14 protein-coding genes are annotated in these 20,846 nt (G+C 63.9%); 8 read left to right on the plus strand and 6 right to left on the minus strand.

Annotated features, from left to right (window positions below):
- The first annotated feature begins 107 nt into the window (after positions 1 to 107).
- The gene (locus NCS00_RS19040; RefSeq protein ID WP_008352863.1) at positions 108 to 2,273 is read left to right on the plus strand and encodes a TonB-dependent siderophore receptor; all 2,166 of its coding nucleotides are present in this window, start codon (positions 108 to 110) and stop codon (positions 2,271 to 2,273) included.
- A gap of 170 nt (positions 2,274 to 2,443) precedes the next feature.
- Complete coding sequence (locus NCS00_RS19045; RefSeq protein WP_008352862.1) at positions 2,444 to 3,367, plus strand: sterol desaturase family protein; 924 nt, start codon at positions 2,444 to 2,446, stop codon at positions 3,365 to 3,367.
- 63 nt (positions 3,368 to 3,430) lie between these two features.
- On the opposite strand, the gene NCS00_RS19050 is transcribed toward NCS00_RS19045, so the two are convergent.
- Positions 3,431 to 4,993 (minus strand): MFS transporter, encoded by a 1,563-nt coding sequence (locus tag NCS00_RS19050; protein WP_175979526.1) that lies wholly within the window; start codon positions 4,991 to 4,993, stop codon positions 3,431 to 3,433.
- 143 nt (positions 4,994 to 5,136) lie between these two features.
- Between NCS00_RS19050 and NCS00_RS19055 the strand changes: the two genes are divergently transcribed.
- Positions 5,137 to 5,856 (plus strand): hypothetical protein, encoded by a 720-nt coding sequence (locus tag NCS00_RS19055; RefSeq protein WP_250440729.1) that lies wholly within the window; start codon positions 5,137 to 5,139, stop codon positions 5,854 to 5,856.
- On the opposite strand, the gene NCS00_RS19060 is transcribed toward NCS00_RS19055, so the two are convergent.
- Positions 5,792 to 6,970 (minus strand): porin, encoded by a 1,179-nt coding sequence (locus NCS00_RS19060; protein ID WP_008352860.1) that lies wholly within the window; start codon positions 6,968 to 6,970, stop codon positions 5,792 to 5,794. The two genes, NCS00_RS19055 and NCS00_RS19060, sit on opposite strands and share 65 nt — an antisense overlap.
- Before the next feature lie 117 nt (positions 6,971 to 7,087).
- Entirely contained in the window at positions 7,088 to 7,495 is a 408-nt protein-coding gene (locus NCS00_RS19065; RefSeq protein WP_008352859.1) for a hypothetical protein, read from the minus strand.
- A 267-nt stretch (positions 7,496 to 7,762) separates the two neighbouring features.
- Between NCS00_RS19065 and NCS00_RS19070 the strand changes: the two genes are divergently transcribed.
- Positions 7,763 to 8,020, plus strand: a complete 258-nt coding sequence (locus NCS00_RS19070; RefSeq protein WP_250440755.1) for a hypothetical protein — start codon at positions 7,763 to 7,765, stop codon at positions 8,018 to 8,020.
- Between the two features lie 76 nt (positions 8,021 to 8,096).
- Positions 8,097 to 10,493 carry a phosphoketolase family protein gene (locus NCS00_RS19075; protein WP_008352857.1) on the plus strand — a complete coding sequence of 799 codons (2,397 nt, stop codon included), beginning with the start codon at positions 8,097 to 8,099 and terminating at the stop codon, positions 10,491 to 10,493.
- Position 10,494: 1 nt separating this feature from the next.
- Here the strand turns inward: NCS00_RS19075 and NCS00_RS19080 are convergent, their stop codons facing one another.
- A complete protein-coding gene (locus NCS00_RS19080; protein ID WP_250440730.1) occupies positions 10,495 to 12,801 on the minus strand; it encodes a mechanosensitive ion channel family protein in 2,307 nt (768 codons plus the stop codon).
- Between the two features lie 96 nt (positions 12,802 to 12,897).
- Positions 12,898 to 13,521, minus strand: coding sequence for a TetR/AcrR family transcriptional regulator (locus tag NCS00_RS19085; RefSeq protein WP_008352853.1), 624 nt, complete (start codon positions 13,519 to 13,521; stop codon positions 12,898 to 12,900).
- A 272-nt stretch (positions 13,522 to 13,793) separates the two neighbouring features.
- Here NCS00_RS19085 and NCS00_RS19090 point away from each other — a divergent pair, with 272 nt between their 5' ends.
- From NCS00_RS19090 to NCS00_RS19100, 3 genes are read left to right on the plus strand one after another with little or no spacing between them, the layout of a single operon-like run.
- A complete protein-coding gene (locus tag NCS00_RS19090; protein WP_250440731.1) occupies positions 13,794 to 14,915 on the plus strand; it encodes an efflux RND transporter periplasmic adaptor subunit in 1,122 nt (373 codons plus the stop codon).
- Complete coding sequence (locus tag NCS00_RS19095) at positions 14,912 to 18,034, plus strand: efflux RND transporter permease subunit (protein WP_250436063.1); 3,123 nt, start codon at positions 14,912 to 14,914, stop codon at positions 18,032 to 18,034. Before NCS00_RS19090 ends, NCS00_RS19095 begins: the two co-directional genes overlap by 4 nt.
- Positions 18,031 to 19,566 carry an efflux transporter outer membrane subunit gene (locus NCS00_RS19100; protein WP_250440732.1) on the plus strand — a complete coding sequence of 512 codons (1,536 nt, stop codon included), beginning with the start codon at positions 18,031 to 18,033 and terminating at the stop codon, positions 19,564 to 19,566. The genes NCS00_RS19095 and NCS00_RS19100 overlap by 4 nt, the downstream gene beginning before the upstream one ends.
- Here the strand turns inward: NCS00_RS19100 and NCS00_RS19105 are convergent.
- A complete protein-coding gene (locus tag NCS00_RS19105; protein WP_250440733.1) occupies positions 19,491 to 20,783 on the minus strand; it encodes a chloride channel protein in 1,293 nt (430 codons plus the stop codon). The genes NCS00_RS19100 and NCS00_RS19105 overlap by 76 nt on opposite strands.
- Positions 20,784 to 20,846 lie beyond the last annotated feature (63 nt).

Below are 20,846 nucleotides of genomic sequence, written 5' to 3' on the forward strand. Positions count from 1 at the left end.
CAGTGGAGCAAAAGTTTACAAGCTCGCGATGTTCAGGGCAGAATGCCGTCGCCCGATAATGCGAACGATTCGCATTTAAAACAACTCCAACCGACGACGGACAGACCATGAAATCAGCGACGCGCTCGCGCGCATTCCCGGCCACATCGACGATGCGGCCTTCGACCCTCGCCGCCCTGCTGCTCTTCGCGATGAGCCAGTCCGCGATGGCGCAAGGCAGCGACGGCGCGCAAGCCGCCGATCAACCCCACGAGGCGTCGCTGCCGGCGGTGTCCGTCACCGCGTCGCAGGACACGCTGCAGCATCTGCGCGACGACGTGTCGAGCGGCGCGCTCGGCTCGCGCACGCAACTGGAGACGCCCTTCTCGACGACGATCGTCACCGGCGAGGAGCTCGCCGACCGGCAGGCCAACAAGCTCGGCGACGTCTTCGCGCAGGACGCGTCCGTGTCGGACAACAGCAATCCGTACAACGCGTGGGCGAGCTACATCACCGTGCGCGGCATGCAGCTCGACTGGCAGAACGGCTTCAAGCTCGACGGCCAGCCGTACAACGGCTACGGCATCACGATGCCTTACGAGCAGCTCGAAAGCGTCGAACTGCTGAAAGGGCTGTCGGGCTTCATGTACGGCTTCGGCGCGCCGGGTGGCGTCGTGAACTACGTGACGAAAAAGCCGCCCGCGACCGAAAAGCAGATCGCGAGCGTCGATGTCGGCTATCGCTCGACGTCGGTCTGGACCGAGCATCTGGATCTCGGCGGGCGCGTCGGCCCGGACAGCGTGGTCGGCTACCGCTTCAACGCGACGCACGAGGAAGGCAAGACGTACAACGACGGCAACGTGCGGCGCGATTCCTTCTCGCTCGCCGCCGACGCGCGCCTGACCCGCGATCTCACCGCGACCTTCGGCGCGCTGTATCAGGAGCGGCATGCGTCCGGCATCACGACGGCGATTTCGACCGCGCGATATACCGGCACGTCGCTGCCAGCGACGCTGTCCGGCGGCAGCAGCACGCTGCAGACGCCCGATCAGCATCTGAACACCAACCTGCAGATCTACACCGCCGGCCTGCATTACAACCTGAGCCCGGACTGGACGCTCTCGGCGACGTACAGCTTCAGCAAGAGCACGCGCTATCGCAACGAAGGCACCTGGTATCTGCTCGATCAGGCAGGCGATTACGACGACTATCGCTTCGAAGGCAAGGAAGGGCATCAGCTGAACACGTTCCGCGTGATGGCCGAAGGTCTCGTGAAGACGGGACCGCTCAGGCATCAGCTCGTGTTCGGCGCTGATTACCAGAAGCAGACGACCGACTACGGCGCGAACTCCTTCTATGCGCAGCTCGGCACGGGCAACCTCTATCAGCCGAACGTGAATCGTTACGACAGCTCCGGCTTCTACACCTATCGCGCCGCCGACGTCACGCAGAAGGCGCTGTTCGCGAGCGACACGATCGCGCTGACCGAGCGCTGGTCCGTGCTCGGCGGCCTGCGCTACACGAACTACGAGCAGCACGGTTACGGCCTCGACGGCAGCACGTCGTCGACGTACACGCAAAACGGCGTGCTCACGCCAACCGTCGCGCTGATGTACAAACTTACGCCGGGCACGACGCTCTATGCGAGCTATGTCGAATCGCTCGAAGCGGGCAACGTCGTCGGCGACACCTATGCGAACGCCGGGCAATTGCTCAAGCCGCTGCGCAGCAAGCAATACGAAGTCGGCGTGAAGAGCCAGAACGCACGCTGGAGCGCGACGGCCGCGCTGTTCCGCATCGAGCGCGGCGCGCAGTATGCCAACAGCGACAACGTCTTCGTCGAGGACGGCGAGTCGATCTTTCAGGGTGCCGAAGCGGGCGCGGACGTGCGTCTCGGCCGGGACTGGACCGTCGGCGCCGATCTGATGTGGATCGCGACGCACTACGAGAAAGGCTCGACCAACAACGGCAATCGCGTCGCGGGCGCGCCGGGATTCGTCGCGGCGGCGCACGTGAATTACGCGGTGCCCGTCGTTCCGGGCCTGACGCTCGGCGCCGATGCGAAATTCACCGGCAACACGAGCCTCAGTCCGTCCGGCGACATCAAGGTGCCGGGCTATCTGGTGATGAACCTCGGCGCGACCTACACGACGCGCATCGCCGGACATAACGTCGGGCTGCGCGCGGCCATCGACAATCTGACGAATCGCCGCTACTGGGAATTCCAGTACGCCGATTACATCCAGCCGGGCGAGCCGCGCACGCTCTCGCTCAACGCGCGCGTCGAATTCTGATCCTTGCCGCGCGACATGCCTTGAAATAACTGGTCCGAGAGGCCCGCCGCTTGTGCCGCAAGGCTTGGCGGGAGGGCCGTGACATTCCGTGAAATAGTTTGCGCGTGGTTTTTAACCGGGCCGATCGCCACAATGGGTTCATTCGCAACCACCCACCAAGGCGAACAATCATGGAACTGGAACTGCTCGGAAAAATCTCGATGTACGTGATGGGCATCGTCCTCACCGCGTCGCTGCTCGAGGCCGTCGTCCTGCATTTCAAGTACAAGGGCACCGACAAGGCGTTCGACTGGCACGAGACCTGGATCTCGCTCGTCGATCTCGTCGGCCGCAAGCTCCTCGCGTTCCTGCCGCTCTCGCTCGCGACGCCCGTCTTCAACTTCGCGTGGGAGCATCGCATCCACACGGTCACGACGAACACGGCGCTCACGCTGTTCCTGCTCTTCATCGGACAGGAGTTCTGCTACTACTGGTATCACCGCGCGTCGCACACGATCCGCTTCTTCTGGGCGAATCACGCGGTGCATCATTCGCCGAACCAGTTGACGCTGTCGTCGGCGTATCGATTGGGCTGGACCACCAAGATCGCGGGCTCGGCCATCTTCTTCACTCCGCTCGTGTGGTTCGGCGTGAAGCCCGACGTGGTGCTCGCGGTCGTGTCGATCAACCTCCTCTATCAGTTCTGGCTGCACGCAACGTGGATTCCGAAGCTCGGCTGGCTCGAATATGTGTTCAACACGCCGTCGGCGCATCGTGTGCACCATGCATCGAACGCGACATATCTCGATGCGAACTTCGGCGGCGTGCTCGTCATCTTCGATCGCCTGTTCGGAACGTACGTGGAAGAGCGCGCCGATGAGCCGTGTGTCTACGGCCTGACGACGCCGGTGACGTCGCATAACCCGATCGTCGTCGAGATGCAGCACTGGGTCAGCCTCGCGAAGGACATGTACAACGCGAAGAGCGTGTCGGATGCGGTCGGCTTCCTGCTGCGTCCTCCGGGCTGGCTGCCGAACGGCGAAGGCGACACCACCGAAGAATTGCAGAAGCGCGCCAAGTCGATCGAACAACAACCGGCCCACGCGGGCCGATAACGAAAGCCTCCCAGCGGTACTTTCGAATCCCGATGTCCGGTTCAGCGCCGGCATCGGGTTTTTTCATTTGCGGCGCTGGATCGTCGCAGCCGCCGCGCCCGCCGCCGCAAACGCGCACGCGGCGGAGAGCGCGGCGACGGCGCGCAACGCATCGGCGATGGCATCGGCTTGCGCGCGGGCGAGCGGCGCCGATGACGCTTCGGACGTCGGCTGGGCGTCCAGCGCGCGCATGCTGTCGCGCGGTACATGCAGCCGATCGAGCCGCGCCGACAAAGCCGCGTCGTGCGACCACACGAACACGATGCCGAGCACCGCGATCGCGAGCAGGCTCGCCACGCGCGCGACCGCGTTGTTGATGCCCGACGCGATGCCCGCGCGCTCGCTTCCCGCCGATGCCATCACGGTCGTCGTCAGCGGCGCGACGGTGATCGTCATGCCGAGCCCGAGCACGACGAGCGCTGGCAGAAAGCCCATCCAGTAGCTGCCCGCGACGAACGGCAGCGCGAGCATCGCGAAGCCCAGACCCGCCACGCACGGACCGGCGATCAGGAGCGCACGCGCGCCGAAGCGGCTCGTCAGCCCGCCCGTGAAACGCGACAGCAAACCGATGATGAGCGGCATCGGCAACACCGCCGCGCCCGCTTCCGTCGCGGTGAAACCGTATGCGCGAATCAGCGTGTACGGCAGGAAAAACAGCACGCCGCCGAGCCCGAAGTACAGCAGCAGCGTGACGATATTCGCGCCGCTGAAATCGCGCGAACGGAAGATGTCGAGCGGGACCATCGGATCGCGCGATTTCGCTTCGATCGCGATGAACGCGGCGAGCAGCACGATGCCCGCGCCGATCATCCCGAGCACGAGCGGATCGGCGAAACCGCGCGACGGCGCTTCCGTGAGACCGTAGGTCAGCATCGCGAGGCCCGCCGCCGTGCTCGCCGCGCCGGGCCAGTCGAGGGTTGGCGGCGCGTCGGCGTCGTGGCTGTCGGGCACGGAGGCCATCGCCAGCGCGATCGTCGCGGCCGCGAGCGGCACGTTGAGGAAAAAAATCGCGCGCCACGAAAATGCATCGACGAGCCAGCCGCCCGCCGCCGGACCGACCGACGACGTGATCGCGCCGACGCCCGCCCACGTGCCGATCGCGCGGCCGCGCGCCTCGCCGTCGAACACCGCGCCGATGATCGCAAGGCTGCCCGGCACGAGCAGCGCCGCGCCGATGCCCTGCAATGCGCGCGCCGCGATCAGCCAGCCCGTGCCCGGCGCGAAGCCGCACGCCGCCGACGCGACCGTGAAAATCGCGACGCCCGCGACGAACACCTTGCGCCGTCCGAGCTTGTCGCCCATCGCGCCGCCGACCAGCACGAGCGCGCCCAGAAACAGCAGATACGCGTTGACGACCCACTGCATCGCCGCAATGCTCGCGCCGAGCTCGCTCTGGATCGACGGCAGCGCGACGTTGACGACCGAGCCGTCGATGAACGCCATGCTCGATCCGAGAATCGTCGCGGACAGCGCGAGGCGCTTGCGATGGCACGGCTGATCGGCGGCGACGGGTTGCGCGCGGATCGCGAGTTCGTCGCAAGGACTCACGGGCGAGGCGACGGCGTGCACGCGTTGCGGGTTGTTCAATGGCGCTCCTGGTCGACGAATCCGCGGATAGAAGAGGCTAACCGGTTCTGCATTTTCACGCCCGCGACGTGGTTGGCACGCTCGCGCGCACGCCCCGGCCCGGCGGGTTAAGCTAATTGCTTCACTCGCATCGAGATGCCGCCATGAGTCGAACAGACGGAGTCGCGCAAAGCCGATGGCTCGTAGATGCGCGCGAGGAAATCGCCGCCGCGCTTCGGACTTCCGATGAAGCCTGGCTTCACGACATGAGCATGCGCTGGGGTTGCCGTCTCGCGATGCTCGTCGCGGATTTCGGCGTGCGCGTGATGCTGCGTGAGGAAGGCGTCGTCATGAAGCTCGAGCCGCCGCCGGAGGTCGACAGCGCGCTCATCGAGTTCTGCGAAGGGAAGGCCGATTCGCTCGCGCGCGCCGCGTGGATCAAGCTGTCGAAGTTCGAAGAGCACGCGATCGCCGTGCTCGAAGCGAGCGCGCTCATTCAGGGCGATGCGCAATGCACCGCCTGCCGCGAAACGATTCTCGCGTGGCGTCAGATGCTCACCGCCGCGAACGAGTGGCCGCGCGAGGAAGCCGATCCGTACATCAGCCACGCCTGCCGGCCGATATTGAAGCAGTTCATGAATCTCGCGTCGTGCGCGACGGACGGGCATCAGTTCGAGCTCGCGCGCGCAGGCGATTACGAAGAGACATGGCGCGAGTTCGAGAACTTCTGTTCCGATGAAGATGCGCCGCCCGTGACCGGCTGGGGCCGCAAGTATCGGCATCGGGCAAACGCATTGCCGATGCCTCGTGCGTTCGAAGTCAGAACCGATGCCGCAAGCCGACCGTCGCTTCGACCTGATTGCTCGTCGACGATGGCGCCGTGAGGCCGTTGATCCAAGCCACACCCAATGGCGAATTGGCGCTGGCGCTCACGCCTTGCCATACGCCCTGGATGTAGACATCGGTGCGCCGCGAGAAGGCATAGCCGGCCATCGCGCTGACCTGATTCCAGTGCGGATTGCCCGCGCCCGCGAGCCCGCCCGCGCGCGAATACGTGTACGCGGCCGAAAGTTCGACGGCGGGCGTCAGCGCGTAGCGCACGTTGCCTTCGAAGTTCTGGACATGCGTCGAAGAGCCGGTCTGGAACAGCTCCGTCAGATTCGTCTGCGTATAGACGAGGCCCGCCACCGCCGGGCCGATCGCGTAGCTCACGCCCGCGCCCCACGTCTGCTGACGGCCCGCCAGCGCGCCTAGCGGAACGGCCGTCGTCGTGAGCACGCCCTGTAGCGAAGAGCCGGTCGTATCGGTGACGGCGCCGTTGGTGTTCAGTTGCCCCGGCGTCGCGGCGTCGCTGTTCAATTGCAGGAAGCCCGCGCCGAAACTAAGCGGTCCCCACATATACGACATGCCGAAGCTGTACGCACGATTGTTCGAAAATCCGCCGGCCTGGTTCGAGAAACCATATAACGCACCGAGCTTGAATCCCGCGAAATCCGGGCTCTGATACTTCACGGCGTTGTTGATCTGGAACGAATCGTTGAGGTTATCGATATCGAATGGATGTGCGAAATGCGTGCCGCCATACTCCGTGCCCGTCAATGATAGTGGCGCGACGAAATCGACCATGTCGTCGGTCTGACGGCCGAACGTGATAACGCCGTAATCGCGGCTCGACAAGCCGACATACGCCTGCCGGTTGAAGAGGCGGTTATTCACCGACGATTGTCCATTGTTCAGATTGAAGCCGCTTTCCAGATTGAAGATAGCTTTCAATCCCCCGCCGAGATCTTCAGCGCCGCGCAAGCCCCATCGGCTGTATTGGACTGGGCCGCTTTTAAGTTCCCAATTGCTGTGGCCGCCGCCGGTCGGCGTGATCTGATTGTTCGAATACGTGATGCCGGCGTCGATGAGGCCGTAGAGCGTCACGCTGCTTTGCGCGTGGGCCGCGCCCGCGCAAGCGATCATCGTGGCCGCACCGCTCATAAGCAACTTTTTCATTTGCCGAGGCTCCATCGATGTCGGGTAAAGACACGCATGCCTCATCCACTTTATGCGACCGAAACGATAACCGGCAACCTGAAAATATCGCGCGCGAGCACGGGCTCGGGCGTTCGCTTAAAAGTCGTGGCGCACCGAGAATGTCATGCCCTTTTCATGCTCGTGATTCACGCCGAGCTGCGGATTGGCAGAGAAATGCCAATCGTCCGTGTCGTTCGTGATGTCGTCGCGCGGCTGCACCCGAACGGGCGCCGAATTGGGCGATAGCGGCAAGGGATAAGCCCGCGCGAGCTGGCTCAGATCGGGATGAACATTTCTTTCGTACTTCGACAATGCGATGGCGTCGAGCGCGTCCATCGTGCCCTTGAATGCATATCGCGGATGACGAGGCCCGACGCGAGACACGCTTTCCGTCGAGACAATGGCTGGCGCGGGAAAGAACAGCACATTCGCCGCCACGCGCTGATTGGGGATCAGGCGAGCCTGTTCGCTGGCTGATGCGAAGCTGCCGACAACAAAAGCCATGATGCCGGCGACCCAATACCTTCGGATAAGACGTGTCATCGAATGCCCGAAAGACGCTACGGTCGAATGAAATTCAGCGCTCTTAAATCATTTTAATTCATTTGGCGGTGCGTTTCCTGACAATGACGCCATCGAATCGTAATCACGAATTGTGCAACGAATCGAAATGTGATTCTCGAATTGCATGACGGGTTTCACAACTGTGCGCGCAGCATCTATCTTGAAGAGCGGATCGACTCCGTTCACGCATCTTCCGGAGACCACATCATGTTTGCGCGCAAGCTCCGACTCATTGCCTTGTCCACTGCAATACTCGTCTGCGCCATACCGAATGCCTCTTTCGCAACGGAACAGGCACAACAACGCCGCGCGGGACGCGACGTCCGCCAGGACACGCTACAGCACGCACGCCATACGAAACAGGATTGCCGCGCGGCGAATCAGCAATCGAATGCGAGTTGCCGTCACGACAAACGCGACACGAAGCAACAGGGACGACAGGCAGCACGCAATATCAAGTATTGATGTGCGGGACAGGTTGTTTCCTGTCCATAGCATTCCCGCAATCGCCGATGAACCTTCAATGAAAGGAGACCTCGTGATGAGCAAGCACTCCAGAAATGGCGCGTCGCATTCTTCTGCTCTCGAAGGCGATGAACTTCGCCTCGTCGATGCGTGGTGGCGCGCGTGCAATTATCTTTCGGCGGGCATGATCTTTCTCGCCGATAACCCGCTGCTGCGCGAACCGCTGAAGGCCGAACACGTCAAGCACCGGCTGCTCGGGCACTGGGGCGCGAGTCCCGCACTGTCGTTCGTATGGGCGCATCTGAACCGCGTCATCAGGCGCGACGACATCGACGTGATCTTCATGGCCGGCCCCGGTCACGGCGCGCCCGGCGTGCTCGGTCCCGCGTATCTCGAAGGCACGTATTCGGAGGTCTATCCGGACAAGAGCGAAGATGCCGAAGGCATGCAGAAGTTCTTCAAGCAGTTTTCCTTTCCGGGGCATATCGGCTCGCATGTGACGCCCGAAACGCCGGGATCGATCCATGAAGGCGGCGAACTCGGCTATAGCCTTTCGCACGCTTATGGCGCGGCACTGGACAATCCGGAGTTGATCGTCGCGTGCGTCGTCGGCGACGGCGAAGCGGAAACCGGTCCGCTCGCAACGGCGTGGCACTCGAACAAGTTCATCAATCCCGCGCGCGATGGCGCCGTGCTTCCGATCCTCAATCTCAACGGCTATAAGATCGCGAATCCGACGATCCTCGCGCGCATCGGTCATGACGAGCTGGAGGCCTTGTTCGTCGGTTATGGTTATCGGCCTTATTTCGTCGAGGGATCGGATCACAACGAAATGCATAAGAAGATGGCGGAAACGCTCGATGCCGCGACCGCCGACATCCGCGCGATCTGGGACAAGGCGCGCAACGATGGCCATGTGAAACGGCCGCGCTGGCCGATGATCGTTCTGCGCACGCCGAAAGGCTGGACAGGTCCGAAGGAAATCAACGGACATAAGGTCGAAGGTTCATGGCGCGCCCATCAGGTGCCGTTCTCCGACGTGCATAACAATCCCGCGAATCTCGCCGTGCTCGAACGCTGGATGCAAAGCTATAAGCCCGAAGAACTCTTCGATGAAACCGGCCGCCTGCGTGAAGAGATCAGATCGATAGCGCCCGTTGGCACACGGCGCATGAGCGCGAATCCGCATGCGAATGGCGGCACGTTGCGCAAGGAACTCAAGCTGCCCGATTTCCGCGACTATGCCGTCGATGTCGGTCAGGCCGGCAAGCTCCTGCACGAAAATACCCGTCCGCTCGGCGCATTCCTGCGCGACGTCATGCGCTGCAACATGGACCGGTTCCGCGTGTTCGGCCCCGATGAAACGGCCTCGAATCGGCTTCAGGCGATCTATGAAGTCAGCAAGAAAGTCTGGATGGCCGACCTTCTGCCCGAAGACGAAGACGGCGGGGAGTTGTCCCGCGACGGCCGCGTGATGGAAATGCTTTCCGAGCACACATTGCTCGGCTGGCTCGAAGGTTATCTGCTTTCAGGGCGGCACGGTTTCTTCCACACGTACGAAGCGTTCGCGCATGTCATCGATTCGATGTTCAATCAACATGCGAAATGGCTCGACATCTGCAAGAACCATGTGCCCTGGCGCGCATCGGTTTCGTCGGAAACGATTCTGCTTTCATCGACGGTATGGCGGCAGGATCACAACGGCTTCTCGCATCAGGACCCGGGCTTCATCGATCTCGTCACGAACAAGAGCCCTTCGGTCACGCGCGTGTATCTGCCGCCCGATGCCAACACACTGCTCGTCGTGGCCGATCAATGTCTGCGCTCGACCGACTGCATCAACATCATCGTCGCGGACAAGCAGAAGCATCTGCAATTCGCGACCATCGACGAAGCGATCGTTCATTGCGCCAAAGGCATCGGCATATGGCGGCGCGCGAGCACCGATGAAGGCGAGGAGCCCGACGTCGTGCTCGCCTCTTGCGGCGATGTCGCGACGCAAGAAGCGCTAGCCGCCGCGGCGATCCTGCGCGAGCAGTTGCCCGAATTGAAATTGCGCTTCGTGAACGTAGTCGATCTCTTCAAGATGCAGCCCGACACCGAGCATCCGCACGGATCGAGCGCGCGTGAATTCGATAGCCTCTTCACGCTCGACAAGCCTGTGATCTTCAACTTCCACGGTTATCCGTGGCTGATTCACAAGCTCGCTTATCGCTTTCACAATCACGAGAATCTGCACGTTCGCGGCTATAAGGAAAAAGGCAACATCAACACGCCGCTCGAACTGGCGATACTCAATCAGGTCGATCGTTTCAATCTCGTCATCGATGTGCTCGATCGCGTGCCGCGCCTGCAGGCAAGGACCGCGCACTTGAGGGAGGACATGAAGAACGCGATCATCCGTCACCTCGATTACGCGCATACGCACGGCACCGACAAGCCGGAAATCGCCGACTGGGTATGGCCCTTCTGAATCACGGAGATTCCTTGAGCACGCGAAGATCCGGCTGCACGGCGCCATCCGCTGCATGCCGGGTCTGAGCCTGCGAGCGTTCGTCGCTCTCCTTCGATGTCTGGATGTGCATCTGCGGCAACATCATCTCGATGCCCGCTTCATCCATCTTGAGTTTGAGCCTCGCATTGAAGGCGCGCGCGACGCTCCATTGCTGGAGCGGTTTCGTCTTGATCTGCCCTTTCACGACGATGCAGTTCGACTCGAAGCGATCGAGTCCCCACACTTCGACCGGCCCGATTATTTCGTTGCGAAAGCGAAAGTCGGCCATCATGTCGGCGCCCACTTCGTTGATCATGCGCGTGATGTCGTCGAGCTTCGCCGAGAACGGCACGCGCACTTCGAACACGGCATTCGCGAAATCGCGCGACAGGTTCTTCACGATCTTGATCTGCGAAAACGGAATCGTGTGAACCGCGCCTTGTCCGTCGCGCAGGCGCACCGTGCGGATCGTCAGGTCCATCACGGTGCCCGCGTGTCCGCCGTCGATGTCGATCCAGTCGCCGACCGAAATCGTCTCCTCGACGATGATGAACAGCCCCGTGATCAGATCGGTGACGAGCGATTTCGCGCCGAAGCCGACCGCCAGGCCGATCACGCCGGCGCCCGCGAGCAGCGGCGTCAGGTTGATGCCGAGACTCGCGCACGCGACGATGGCCGCGAGGCTCGCGACCGTCACGAAGATGCCATTGCGCACGAGCGGCAACATCGTGCGGGCGCGCACGCCGGGACTCAGTGCCTTGTTGCGCGAACTGTTCTGGCCGAGCGCTTCGAGTATCACGGTATCGAGCACGATCCAGATGAACCACGCGCCGAACACCGTCGCGACGACCGCGATCAGCGCGTGCCTGAAGCCGGGCGTCATCGCGCTGTGCCTGATGAGCCGCGCGATCGGTCCGCTCCATAGCTCGAGCTCGAAGCGCAGATAAGCCAGCCAGATCAACAATACGATCAGCGTGCATCCGAAGCGCAACAGGCGCGTGAGATGCGGCGCGCGGCGCTGCGCGCGCGTGTCGCGCCGGCGCGTCAAATGCAGCAGCAGCGCGGACGCGAACAGCGTAAGCACGAGCAGCGCCGCGCTCAATAACGACGGCCGCAGCACGTCGCCTTCCGCGCCGCGCCCGTCGATGATCGCGACCACCGATGCCACCGCGATCAGCAGTATCGGGATATGCCATAGCGACGCGAGGATATCGAGCGCTTCCGTCGCGAACTGATGATCGCGCCTGCGCGCATACGGCCGATTGCGGATCAGATGCGTCACGGGCCGCCGGTAAGCGAGCGCGAAATAGCCGCACAGCAACGCGGCGGCGAGCCCCGCGAAGGTCGAGATGATGCCCGCGAGATTGGGGCCGAGCTGCCGTGTGACATCGGCGTTGGCGGTGGCATCGCCGAGCGCGCCGCATGCGCCGATCGCAAAGAGCGGCCAGAGCGTGCGCGTCAGCAGTTGCTGCACGGCCACGCGCCGATGCGCCGTGCTGAACACCGAAAACACGATCATGCAGATGGCAGAGAAGATCGAGCCCGCGACAATCGCATAAGCAATGACGAGCCCGAGCGTGCGGCCTAGCGCATCGGGCATCGCGCGCACGAAGAGCAGCACCGCGATGAACGCGACGACCCACGGCCCCGTCTGACGCAGCGCGAACGCGAGCAATTGCGTCGATGTCGGATTCGGCGCGAGCGCGACGTCGCGGCCATAGCGCGCGAAGATGCGCCGCTGCACGCGGATCAGCAAGAACGCGCACAGGCCCCATCCCGCGAGCGTCGCGCCCATGCCGCTGACGATCCTGCCGAACGATTCGCCTTTCGCGCCCGTGACGACGGCCTGCAATTCGCCCGCGGCCGCACTGCCGCGCGCGGTCCAAAAACGCATCGGCGTGAGCCCTTCGCTGAGATTCGTTTCGACGGATGCAATGCCCGATGCGATCGCGCCAAGAAGATCGGCATTGGCGGGCGCGGGCGTGGCGGGCGCGGCGCTCTGCGTCGCATCGCGTAACGCTTTCAATTGCGTGACGAGCGCGCTGCGTTGCGCGTCGTTGTCGAGCGTGCCGATGAGGCTGTTCAGCGAACGCACCATTTCGGCCTGACTCGCGGACGACGGCGCGGACGCCGCGGTCGCATCGGCGGGCGTCTGCGGCGCGATGAACTTCTGCATCGCACCGGTCAGCGGCGCGGCCATCGCCGGAAACACGCACGAACATCCGATCAAGACACCGAGTGCCATCAGGACACGCCTCGCATCGATGCGCCGCGTGAATGCGCTCATGGAGTCGCCCTCCAGGATCATCGCCGTTGCGCGAGATCGCGAACGGCTCTCGCGCAAAGATTAGCGTATCGAATTCAGGCGTGCCATCAGGCTGTCCTATTCGGCGGCGCCGCTCAGCACGACACGCCGGAAGAATTGCGCGAGGACGTCCTCGGCGAATTGCGCCGGCACCGACTGCGGGTCCGACGAATAGAAGAACTGCACGCCGTCGCACAGCGCGATGAGGCCGAGCGCCATCTGTTCGGGCGGCATGGTGAGCGGCGTGCCCACGCGTTCGGAAAAAGCGCGGATGTAATCGGTCGTGGTCTGACGCAGTTCGCGCATCAGCGCATTGAAGCTCGCGCGGAACCTCGCGTCGCGGCTCGCGTGCAGCTTCGCTTCGACCCACAGAAGAAAGCACGCGTTGTTCTGATAGCACTCGCTGTAGTACTGCAGCACGCGCGCTTCCATGTCGGCGCGCGACGCCTCGCCATCTTCGAAAATCGTGGAGAGGCGCTGCATGATCGTGTCGTGATCGCGCTTGAGCACTTCGAGCAGCAACTCGGCCTTGCTAGAAAAGTTCGAATAGAACGCACCGCGCGTGTAGCCCGCGTCGGCGGCTACATCTTCGACGCTCGATGCGCCGAATCCTTTCTTCGTGAAAACCGCTTGCGCAGCGTCGAGCAGACGCTGGCGCGTCTGGTCACGGCTCTGCTCGCGGGTGAGACGGACTGGTTTCATGCGCGCAGTGTAGCACCGCAAGGCTTACGAATCCGTCTTTGCATTCAGATACAAGTGTGTATTAGAATTCACTTCGTATTTGCGTCCGGGTCGTCGAAACCCTTGCCGGACGGGGCTTTCAGGTCGATGCATCAATCCGCCCCATTCAGGCTCGTTTCTCGAAATTGCTGCCGGACAGCCCCGGACAACCCATTTCCCCTGCTTTGCCCACGAGCGGCGCGTCACGTCTTCGCGGCGCGCGGCACCATGCCCTTGCGGGCGCCGAGGTTCCTGTGAAGCTCTTGCACTCACCCGCGTCGGTCGTGGCGCGCGCGGCATTCGTCCCGATCGTCTGTGTTGCGCTCGTCGCCTGCAAGCGGCATGAAGCGCCTGCGCCCGCACCGCGTCCGGTCGTCGCCGTCGCGGCACAAGCCGACGGCCACGCGACCGCGTCGAGCCTGCCCGGTCAGGTGCAATCGCGTTATTCGACGCCGCTCTCGTTTCGCATCAACGGCAAGATTCTCGAACGGCGCGTGCGCCTCGGCGATAGCGTGAAGGCGGGGCAAGTCGTCGCCCGGCTCGATCCCGCCGATGCCGAGAAGAACAGCGCCAGCGCCCGCGCGCAGCTCGATGCGGCCGAGCATCAGCTCGTCTATGCAAAGCAGCAACTCGATCGCGATCGCGCGCAGGCCGCCGAAAATCTCATCGCGCCCGCGCAGCTCGAACAGACGCAGAACGCGTATGCGTCGGCGCTCGCGCAGCGCAATCAGGCGCAGCAGCAAGCGGGGCTCTCCGCCGATCAACTGCGCTACGCGACGCTCGCCGCCGATCACGCGGGCGTCATCACCGCAGAGCAAGCCGACACCGGCCAGAACGTCACGGCAGGCCAGGCCGTTTATACGCTTGCATGGAGCGGCGATATCGACGTGATCTGCGACGTGCCCGAAGCCGCGCTCGCCGCGTTCGCCGTCGGACGCGAAGCGAACGTGAAGCTCGCGGCACTGCCCGGCAAGACCTTCAAGGCGCGCGTGCGCGAACTGTCGCCCGCCGCCGACACGCAAAGCCGCACCTGGCGCGCGAAGCTCACGCTCGAAGCGCCGACGCCCGATGTGCGGCTCGGCATGACGGCAGACATCGCGTTCGCGGCAGTCAGCGACGCGAAAGGCGCGTTCACGATTCCATCGACGGCGCTCTTTCACGACAACGGCCATCCCGCCGTGTGGATCGTGAAGCAACCGGGCGATGCGCTCGAACTGCGGCGCGTCGAAGTCGCGCGCTATGGCGAGCGCACGGTGACGCTCGCGGGCGGCATCGCGGCGGGCGAGCGCATCGTGTGGCAAGGCGTGCATACGGTGTCCGCGGGCGAGAAAGTGCGCGTCGTCGCGCCGCTGCATCCCGAGGACTTCGCGTCATGAGCGATACACGCGAAGACAACGACGCCTATCGCCACGAAGAAGGCCGCTTCAATCTCTCCGCGTGGGCGCTGCGGCATCGCGCGCTCGTCGTGTTTCTCATCGCGATGGCGACGATCTTCGGCATCCTCGCGTACACGCGGCTCGCGCAGTCGGAAGACCCGCCTTTCACGTTCCGCGTGATGGTGATCCGCACGTTCTGGCCCGGCGCGACCGCGCGACAGGTGCAGGAGGAAGTGACCGACCGCATCGCGCGCAAGCTGCAGGAAACGCCCTACACGGATTTCATGCGCAGCTATTCGCGTCCCGGCGAATCGCTGATCTTCTTTCAGATGAAAGATTCCGCGCCCGCGAAAGACGTGCCCGAGGAGTGGTATCAGATCCGCAAGAAAGTGGGCGATATCGCCGCGACCTTGCCGCCCGGCACCCAAGGCCCTTTCTTCAACGACGAGTTCGGCGATGTCTACACCAACATCTACGCGCTCGAAGGCGACGGCTTCTCGCCCGCGCAACTGCACGATTACGCCGATTCGCTGCGCACGGTTCTGTTGCGCGTGCCGGGCGTCGCGAAAGTCGATTACTTCAGCGATCAGGAAGAGCGCATCTATGTCGAGATCCCCAATACGACGCTCACGCGTCTGAACATCTCGCCGCAGCAGATCGCGCAGGCCATCGACGGACAGAACGCCGTGTCGAGCGCGGGCGTGCTGACCACGCCGAACGATCGCGTATTCGTGCGTCCGAGCGGCCAGTTCAAGAGCGTGGACGCGCTCGCCGATACGCTCATCAACGTGAACGGGCGTTCGTTCCGGCTCGGCGATATCGCGACGGTCAAGCGCGGCTACATCGATCCGCCCGTCACGCAGATGCGTTCGGCGGGCGTGCCCGTGCTCGGCATCGGCATCACGATGCAGCCGGGCGAAGACGTCGTGCGTCTCGGCAAATCGCTCGATGAAACGATGATCAAGTTGCGTGCGCAACTACCCGCGGGTTTGAAGCTGACGGAGGTGTCGAGCATGCCGCGAGCGGTCTCGCATTCCGTCGACGACTTTCTCGAAGCGGTCGCCGAAGCGGTCATCATCGTGCTGATCGTGAGCCTCGTATCGCTCGGCGTGCGAACGGGCATGGTCGTCGTGATCTCGATTCCCATCGTGCTCGCCGTCACCGCGCTCTTCATGTATTTCTTCGATATCGGCTTGCACAAGGTTTCGCTCGGCACGCTGATTCTCGCATTGGGTCTGCTCGTCGACGACGCGATCATCGCCGTCGAGATGATGGCCGTGAAGCTCGAACAAGGCTGGAACCGCACGCGCGCCGCCGCGTTCGCCTACACGAGCACGGCGTTTCCCATGCTGACCGGCACGCTCGTCACCGTCGCGGGCTTTCTGCCGATCGCGCTCGCGAAGTCGAGTACCGGCGAGTACACGCGTTCGATCTTCGAAGTATCGGCGATCGCGTTGATCGCATCGTGGCTCGCGGCGGTCGTGCTGATTCCGCTGCTCGGCTACAAGCTGCTTCCCGAGCGCAAGAAAGAAGCGCATCTGCCCGACGATCACGAACACGATATCTACGACACGAAGTTCTACGGACGCCTGCGCCGATGGGTCGGCTGGTGCGTGAAGCGGCGCTTCGTCGTGCTCGCAGTCACGGTCGTGCTCTTCGTCATCGCAATGGCCGGCTTCACGCTCGTGCCGCAGCAGTTCTTCCCCAGCTCGGATCGACCCGAACTTCTGATCGACGTGAGATTGCAGGAAGGCGCATCGTTCGAAGCGACCTTGCGCGAAGCGAAGCGTCTCGAAGAAGCGTTGAAGGGCCGCGATGAAATCGATCATGTGGTGAGCTTCGTCGGCACCGGCGCGCCGCGTTTTTATCTGCCGCTCGATCAGCAATTGCCGACGCCCAACTTCGCGCAGTTCGTCGTCACCGCGAAGTCGGTCGAAGCGCGCGAGCAGCTCGCGCGCTGGCTCGATCCGATGTTGCGCGAGCGCTTCCCCGCCGTGCGTACGCGCCTGTCGCGTCTGGAGAATGGTCCGCCTGTCGGCTATCCGGTGCAGTTTCGCGTGAGCGGTGACGATATCGGCACGGTGCGTCATATCGCGGAACAAGTAGCCGCCGACATGCGCGCCGACTCCCGCACGACGAATGTGCAGTTCGACTGGGACGAGCCATCGGAGCGCTCGGTGCGCTTCGAGATCGATCAACAGAAGGCGCGCGATGCGGGCGTCACGTCGCAGGACATATCGAGCTTTCTCGCGATGACGCTGACCGGCACGACCGTCACGCAGTATCGCGAGCGCGACAAGCTCATCAGCGTCGACTTGCGCGCGCCGCGCGCCGAGCGTGTGGATCCTTCGCGGCTCGCGACGATCGCGATGCCGACGCCGCACGGACCGGTGCCGCTGGGGGCGCTCGGCCGCGTCGTCGATACGCTCGAATACGGCGTGATCTGGGAACGCGACCGCCAGCCGACCATCACCGTGCAATCGGATGTGAAGGGCGACGCGCAAGGCATCGACGTGACGCACGCCATCGACGAGAAGCTCGACGAGATTCGCCGCGCATTGCCCGTGGGTTATCGCGTGGAAGTGGGCGGATCGGTGGAGGAAAGCGGCAAGGGTCAGGCGTCGATCAACGCGCAGATGCCGGTGATGGTGATCGTGGTGCTCACGCTGCTGATGATTCAATTGCAGAGCTTCTCGCGCGTGATGATGGTCGTGCTCACCGCGCCGCTCGGACTCATCGGCGTGGTCGTCACGCTGCTCGCATTCGGCAAGCCGTTCGGCTTCGTCGCGATGCTCGGCGTCATAGCGATGTTCGGCATCATCATGCGCAACTCGGTGATTCTCGTCGATCAGATCGAGCAGGACATCGCGTCGGGGCACAAGCGATTCGATGCGATCATCGGCGCGACGGTGCGGCGCTTCCGCCCTATCACGCTGACCGCAGCCGCCGCCGTGCTCGCGCTGATTCCGCTTCTGCGCAGCAACTTCTTCGGCCCGATGGCCACCGCGCTCATGGGCGGCATCACGAGCGCGACCGTGCTCACGCTTTTCTATCTGCCCGCGCTCTATGCCGCGTGGTTTCGCGTGAAGCTCGACGAACGCGAAGGAGCATCGTCATGAATCGCCGGCTATTGATGACTTGCGCGTGCGTCGCGTTGAATGGGTGCGCGCTCGGCCCCGATGGCAAGCCGCCCGCGATGCCGCAGCCCGCGCATTACGGCGCCGAAACGCAAGTGCAGGCGAGCGTGAGCGCAGAAGGCGCGTCGCAACGTTTCGATGTGGGCGCGAAGCCCGTGCCCGAATGGTGGAAGCGCTATCGGTCGGATACGCTGAATGCACTCGTCGATGAAGGCTTGCGCGCGAGCCCGAATCTCGCGGCAGCCGACAAGAGCCTCGTCGCGGCGCGCGAACAGTTGCGCGCGCAAGTGGGTTCGTCGCTGTTGCCGCAGATCGATGCGGGCGGACAAGCGACGCGGCAACGCGGCTTCGGCATTCCGCAGGGCGGCCCGCCGACCGTGCTCTACAACCTCTTCGTCGGGCAGATTCAGGCGCAATACACGTTCGATCTCTTCGGCGCGGCGCGCTATGCGAATGCATCGCTTGCCGCGCAGGTCGACCAACAGGCCTTTCAACTCGATGCCGCGCGCCGTGCGCTTGCTGCGAACATCGTGACGGGTGCGATCGGCGCGGCCGCGTTGCATGCGCAGATCGACGTGACGACGCGTCTCGTCGCGCTAGCCAACGACGACGCGCACGATGCCGAACGCCGCTACGCGCTCGGCTCCGCATCGCGCGCCGACATGCTCGCCGCGCAGCAGAACGCGGCGTCGCTCGCATCGCAATTGCCGGGCTTGCGCGCGCAATGGCTTGCGGCCCGCCACGCGCTCGCCGTCCTGCTCGGACGCACGCCCGATCAGGCGCCCGACGATCTCGATCTCGCGAGCCTCGCCGTGCCGTCCGATGTGCCGGTCGTGCTGCCGTCGGAATTGCTGCAGACGCGCCCCGACATCCAGGCCGCCGATTCGGCGTTGAAGGCGTCGGCGGCGCAAGTCGGCGTCGCGACGGCGCAGTTGTTTCCGAGCTTGTCGATATCGGCATCGATGGGCAAAGGCGGCTTCGACTGGCCGACCGCGCTCTCGGGCGCGGGCGCGTTGTGGAGCGTGGGCGCATCGCTGTCGCAGCCGATCTTTCATGGCGGCGCGCTGCTCGCGCAACGGCGCGCGGCCATCGCCACGTATGAGGCCGCCGTCGCGCAGTACAAGCAGACCGTGCTCGCGGCGTTTCAGAACGTCGCGAACACGCTGGCGTCGCTCGAAACCGACAGCGAAACGCTCGCCTTCGCCGATCGCGCGAGCAACGCGGCACGCGATGCATCGGCGGATGCGGCTGCGCGCGTGCGTCTCGGCGCGATCCCGCCTCGCGCGGCGCGCGGCAGCGAGCAGCAGTATCTCAACGCGCGGCTTGCGACGATCCGCGCGAGCAGCGCGCGTCTGAGCGATACCGCCGCGCTCTTTCAGGCGATGGGTTCGCCGGTTGCGCCGGAAGCATCGGTCGTGCAAACGCGATGTTCGGACGATCAGTCGGAGAGACCTCGCAACGTTTGCTGCGGCGCGGCCGAAGGCGCGGACGAACGTTGCGCGAGCCAGCGATAGGTGAGCGTCGCGCCCGCTATCGCAATCGCCGACGGAATCAGGAAGTCGTGATCGAAACGCGTGAATTCGAGCATCAGCACGAGCGCGGTCAGCGGCATCTGCATCGCCGCGCCGAGAAACGCACCCGCGCCGATGACCGCGAACGCGCCGAGCGGCGTGCCCGGCCAGATGCCGTTCCACAGACTGCCGAGCACGATGGCGAGCAGCGCGCCGTTGGTGAGGCCCGGCGTGAGCAGGCCGCCTTGCGCGCCCGCGCGCAGCGAGCTCACTTCGATCGTTACCTTCAGGACGAGCAGCACGCCCGCGAGCGCGAAGCTCACGTGATCTTCGAAGGAAAGACCGGCCGGACCTTTGCCGTTTCCCGCGAGCTGCGGGTAATACATGACCAGCGCGCCGACTAGCGCGAAATTCGCGATCGTCAGCACAGGCAACGTCTTGCCGCGTGGCGCGTTTTCGCGTGCGGCGCTCGTGAGCTGCGCGAAAAGACGCGCGGCCGCCCCGAAAACCGGCGCCATGACAACGGCCCACGCGAGCAGTTGCGCGTTCAGCGTGAAGTCCGGCAGATGATACTGATGCCCGTCGCCGAGCCCGATCCACGCGACCATTGCCGCGATCGACGACGTCACGAACGCCGCCGCGATGATCGCGCCATCGAACGTGCAAAGCAGCACTTCCAGCACGAACACGGCGCCGCCGAGCGGCACGTTATAGACGGCGGCAAGCCCCGCGCCCGCGCCGCACGCGACCATGATGCGCGATTGCGCGGGCGTGAGTCCCGCGTAGTGCGCGAGCCAGCCGGACCATAACGCGCCGATTTCGCGCGGCGCGACTTCGCGGCCGAGCGGCGAGCCCATCGCGACCGTGACGATCTGCAGGAGCGCATGCGCGATCGTGCTGCCGGGCGGCATGCGCGGATCGTCGGCCTTGACGGCCTTCGCGATGCTGACGAGCGGTTTGCCGAAGCGATGCACGCACCACCAGCCGACGCCCGCGACGACACCGCAAAGCGTCAGCACGATGAAGCGCCGCGCGGGCGACGCAGCCGAAATGCCTTCGAGAAAGCTTTCGCCGCTGGTGAACGCATCGAGGCTGTAGCCGAACGCGACGTGCTGGATCAGATGCAGCAAGAGCGCCAGCGACATGCCGCCGAGACCCGCGCCCAGACCGACGAGCACGGTAACGACGATGAGCTTCGCGCTTGCGTTCGACGAGGGCATCGCAGTCACCGTTGGGGGAAAACGTACAGCTTAATCCCAAGTCCCCCAGTTGCTCTTCGCGCT

It is taken from the genome of Caballeronia sp. AZ1_KS37, from assembly GCF_023631165.1.
Taxonomy (GTDB): Bacteria; Pseudomonadota; Gammaproteobacteria; order Burkholderiales; family Burkholderiaceae; genus Caballeronia; species Caballeronia zhejiangensis.

Bases quoted from the DNA above. Each gene is read 5' to 3' on its own strand.
- NCS00_RS19040 (WP_008352863.1), top strand. From the start codon at position 108: ATGAAATCAGCGACGCGCTCGCGCGCATTCCCGGCCACATCGACGATG.
- NCS00_RS19045 (WP_008352862.1), top strand. From the start codon at position 2,444: ATGGAACTGGAACTGCTCGGAAAAATCTCGATGTACGTGATGGGCATC.
- NCS00_RS19055 (WP_250440729.1), top strand. From the start codon at position 5,137: ATGAGTCGAACAGACGGAGTCGCGCAAAGCCGATGGCTCGTAGATGCG.
- NCS00_RS19060 (WP_008352860.1), bottom strand. From the start codon at position 6,970: ATGAAAAAGTTGCTTATGAGCGGTGCGGCCACGATGATCGCTTGCGCG.
- NCS00_RS19065 (WP_008352859.1), bottom strand. From the start codon at position 7,495: ATGGCTTTTGTTGTCGGCAGCTTCGCATCAGCCAGCGAACAGGCTCGC.
- NCS00_RS19070 (WP_250440755.1), top strand. From the start codon at position 7,763: ATGTTTGCGCGCAAGCTCCGACTCATTGCCTTGTCCACTGCAATACTC.
- NCS00_RS19075 (WP_008352857.1), top strand. From the start codon at position 8,097: ATGAGCAAGCACTCCAGAAATGGCGCGTCGCATTCTTCTGCTCTCGAA.
- NCS00_RS19080 (WP_250440730.1), bottom strand. From the start codon at position 12,801: ATGAGCGCATTCACGCGGCGCATCGATGCGAGGCGTGTCCTGATGGCA.
- NCS00_RS19085 (WP_008352853.1), bottom strand. From the start codon at position 13,521: ATGAAACCAGTCCGTCTCACCCGCGAGCAGAGCCGTGACCAGACGCGC.
- NCS00_RS19095 (WP_250436063.1), top strand. From the start codon at position 14,912: ATGAGCGATACACGCGAAGACAACGACGCCTATCGCCACGAAGAAGGC.
- NCS00_RS19100 (WP_250440732.1), top strand. From the start codon at position 18,031: ATGAATCGCCGGCTATTGATGACTTGCGCGTGCGTCGCGTTGAATGGG.
- NCS00_RS19105 (WP_250440733.1), bottom strand. From the start codon at position 20,783: ATGCCCTCGTCGAACGCAAGCGCGAAGCTCATCGTCGTTACCGTGCTC.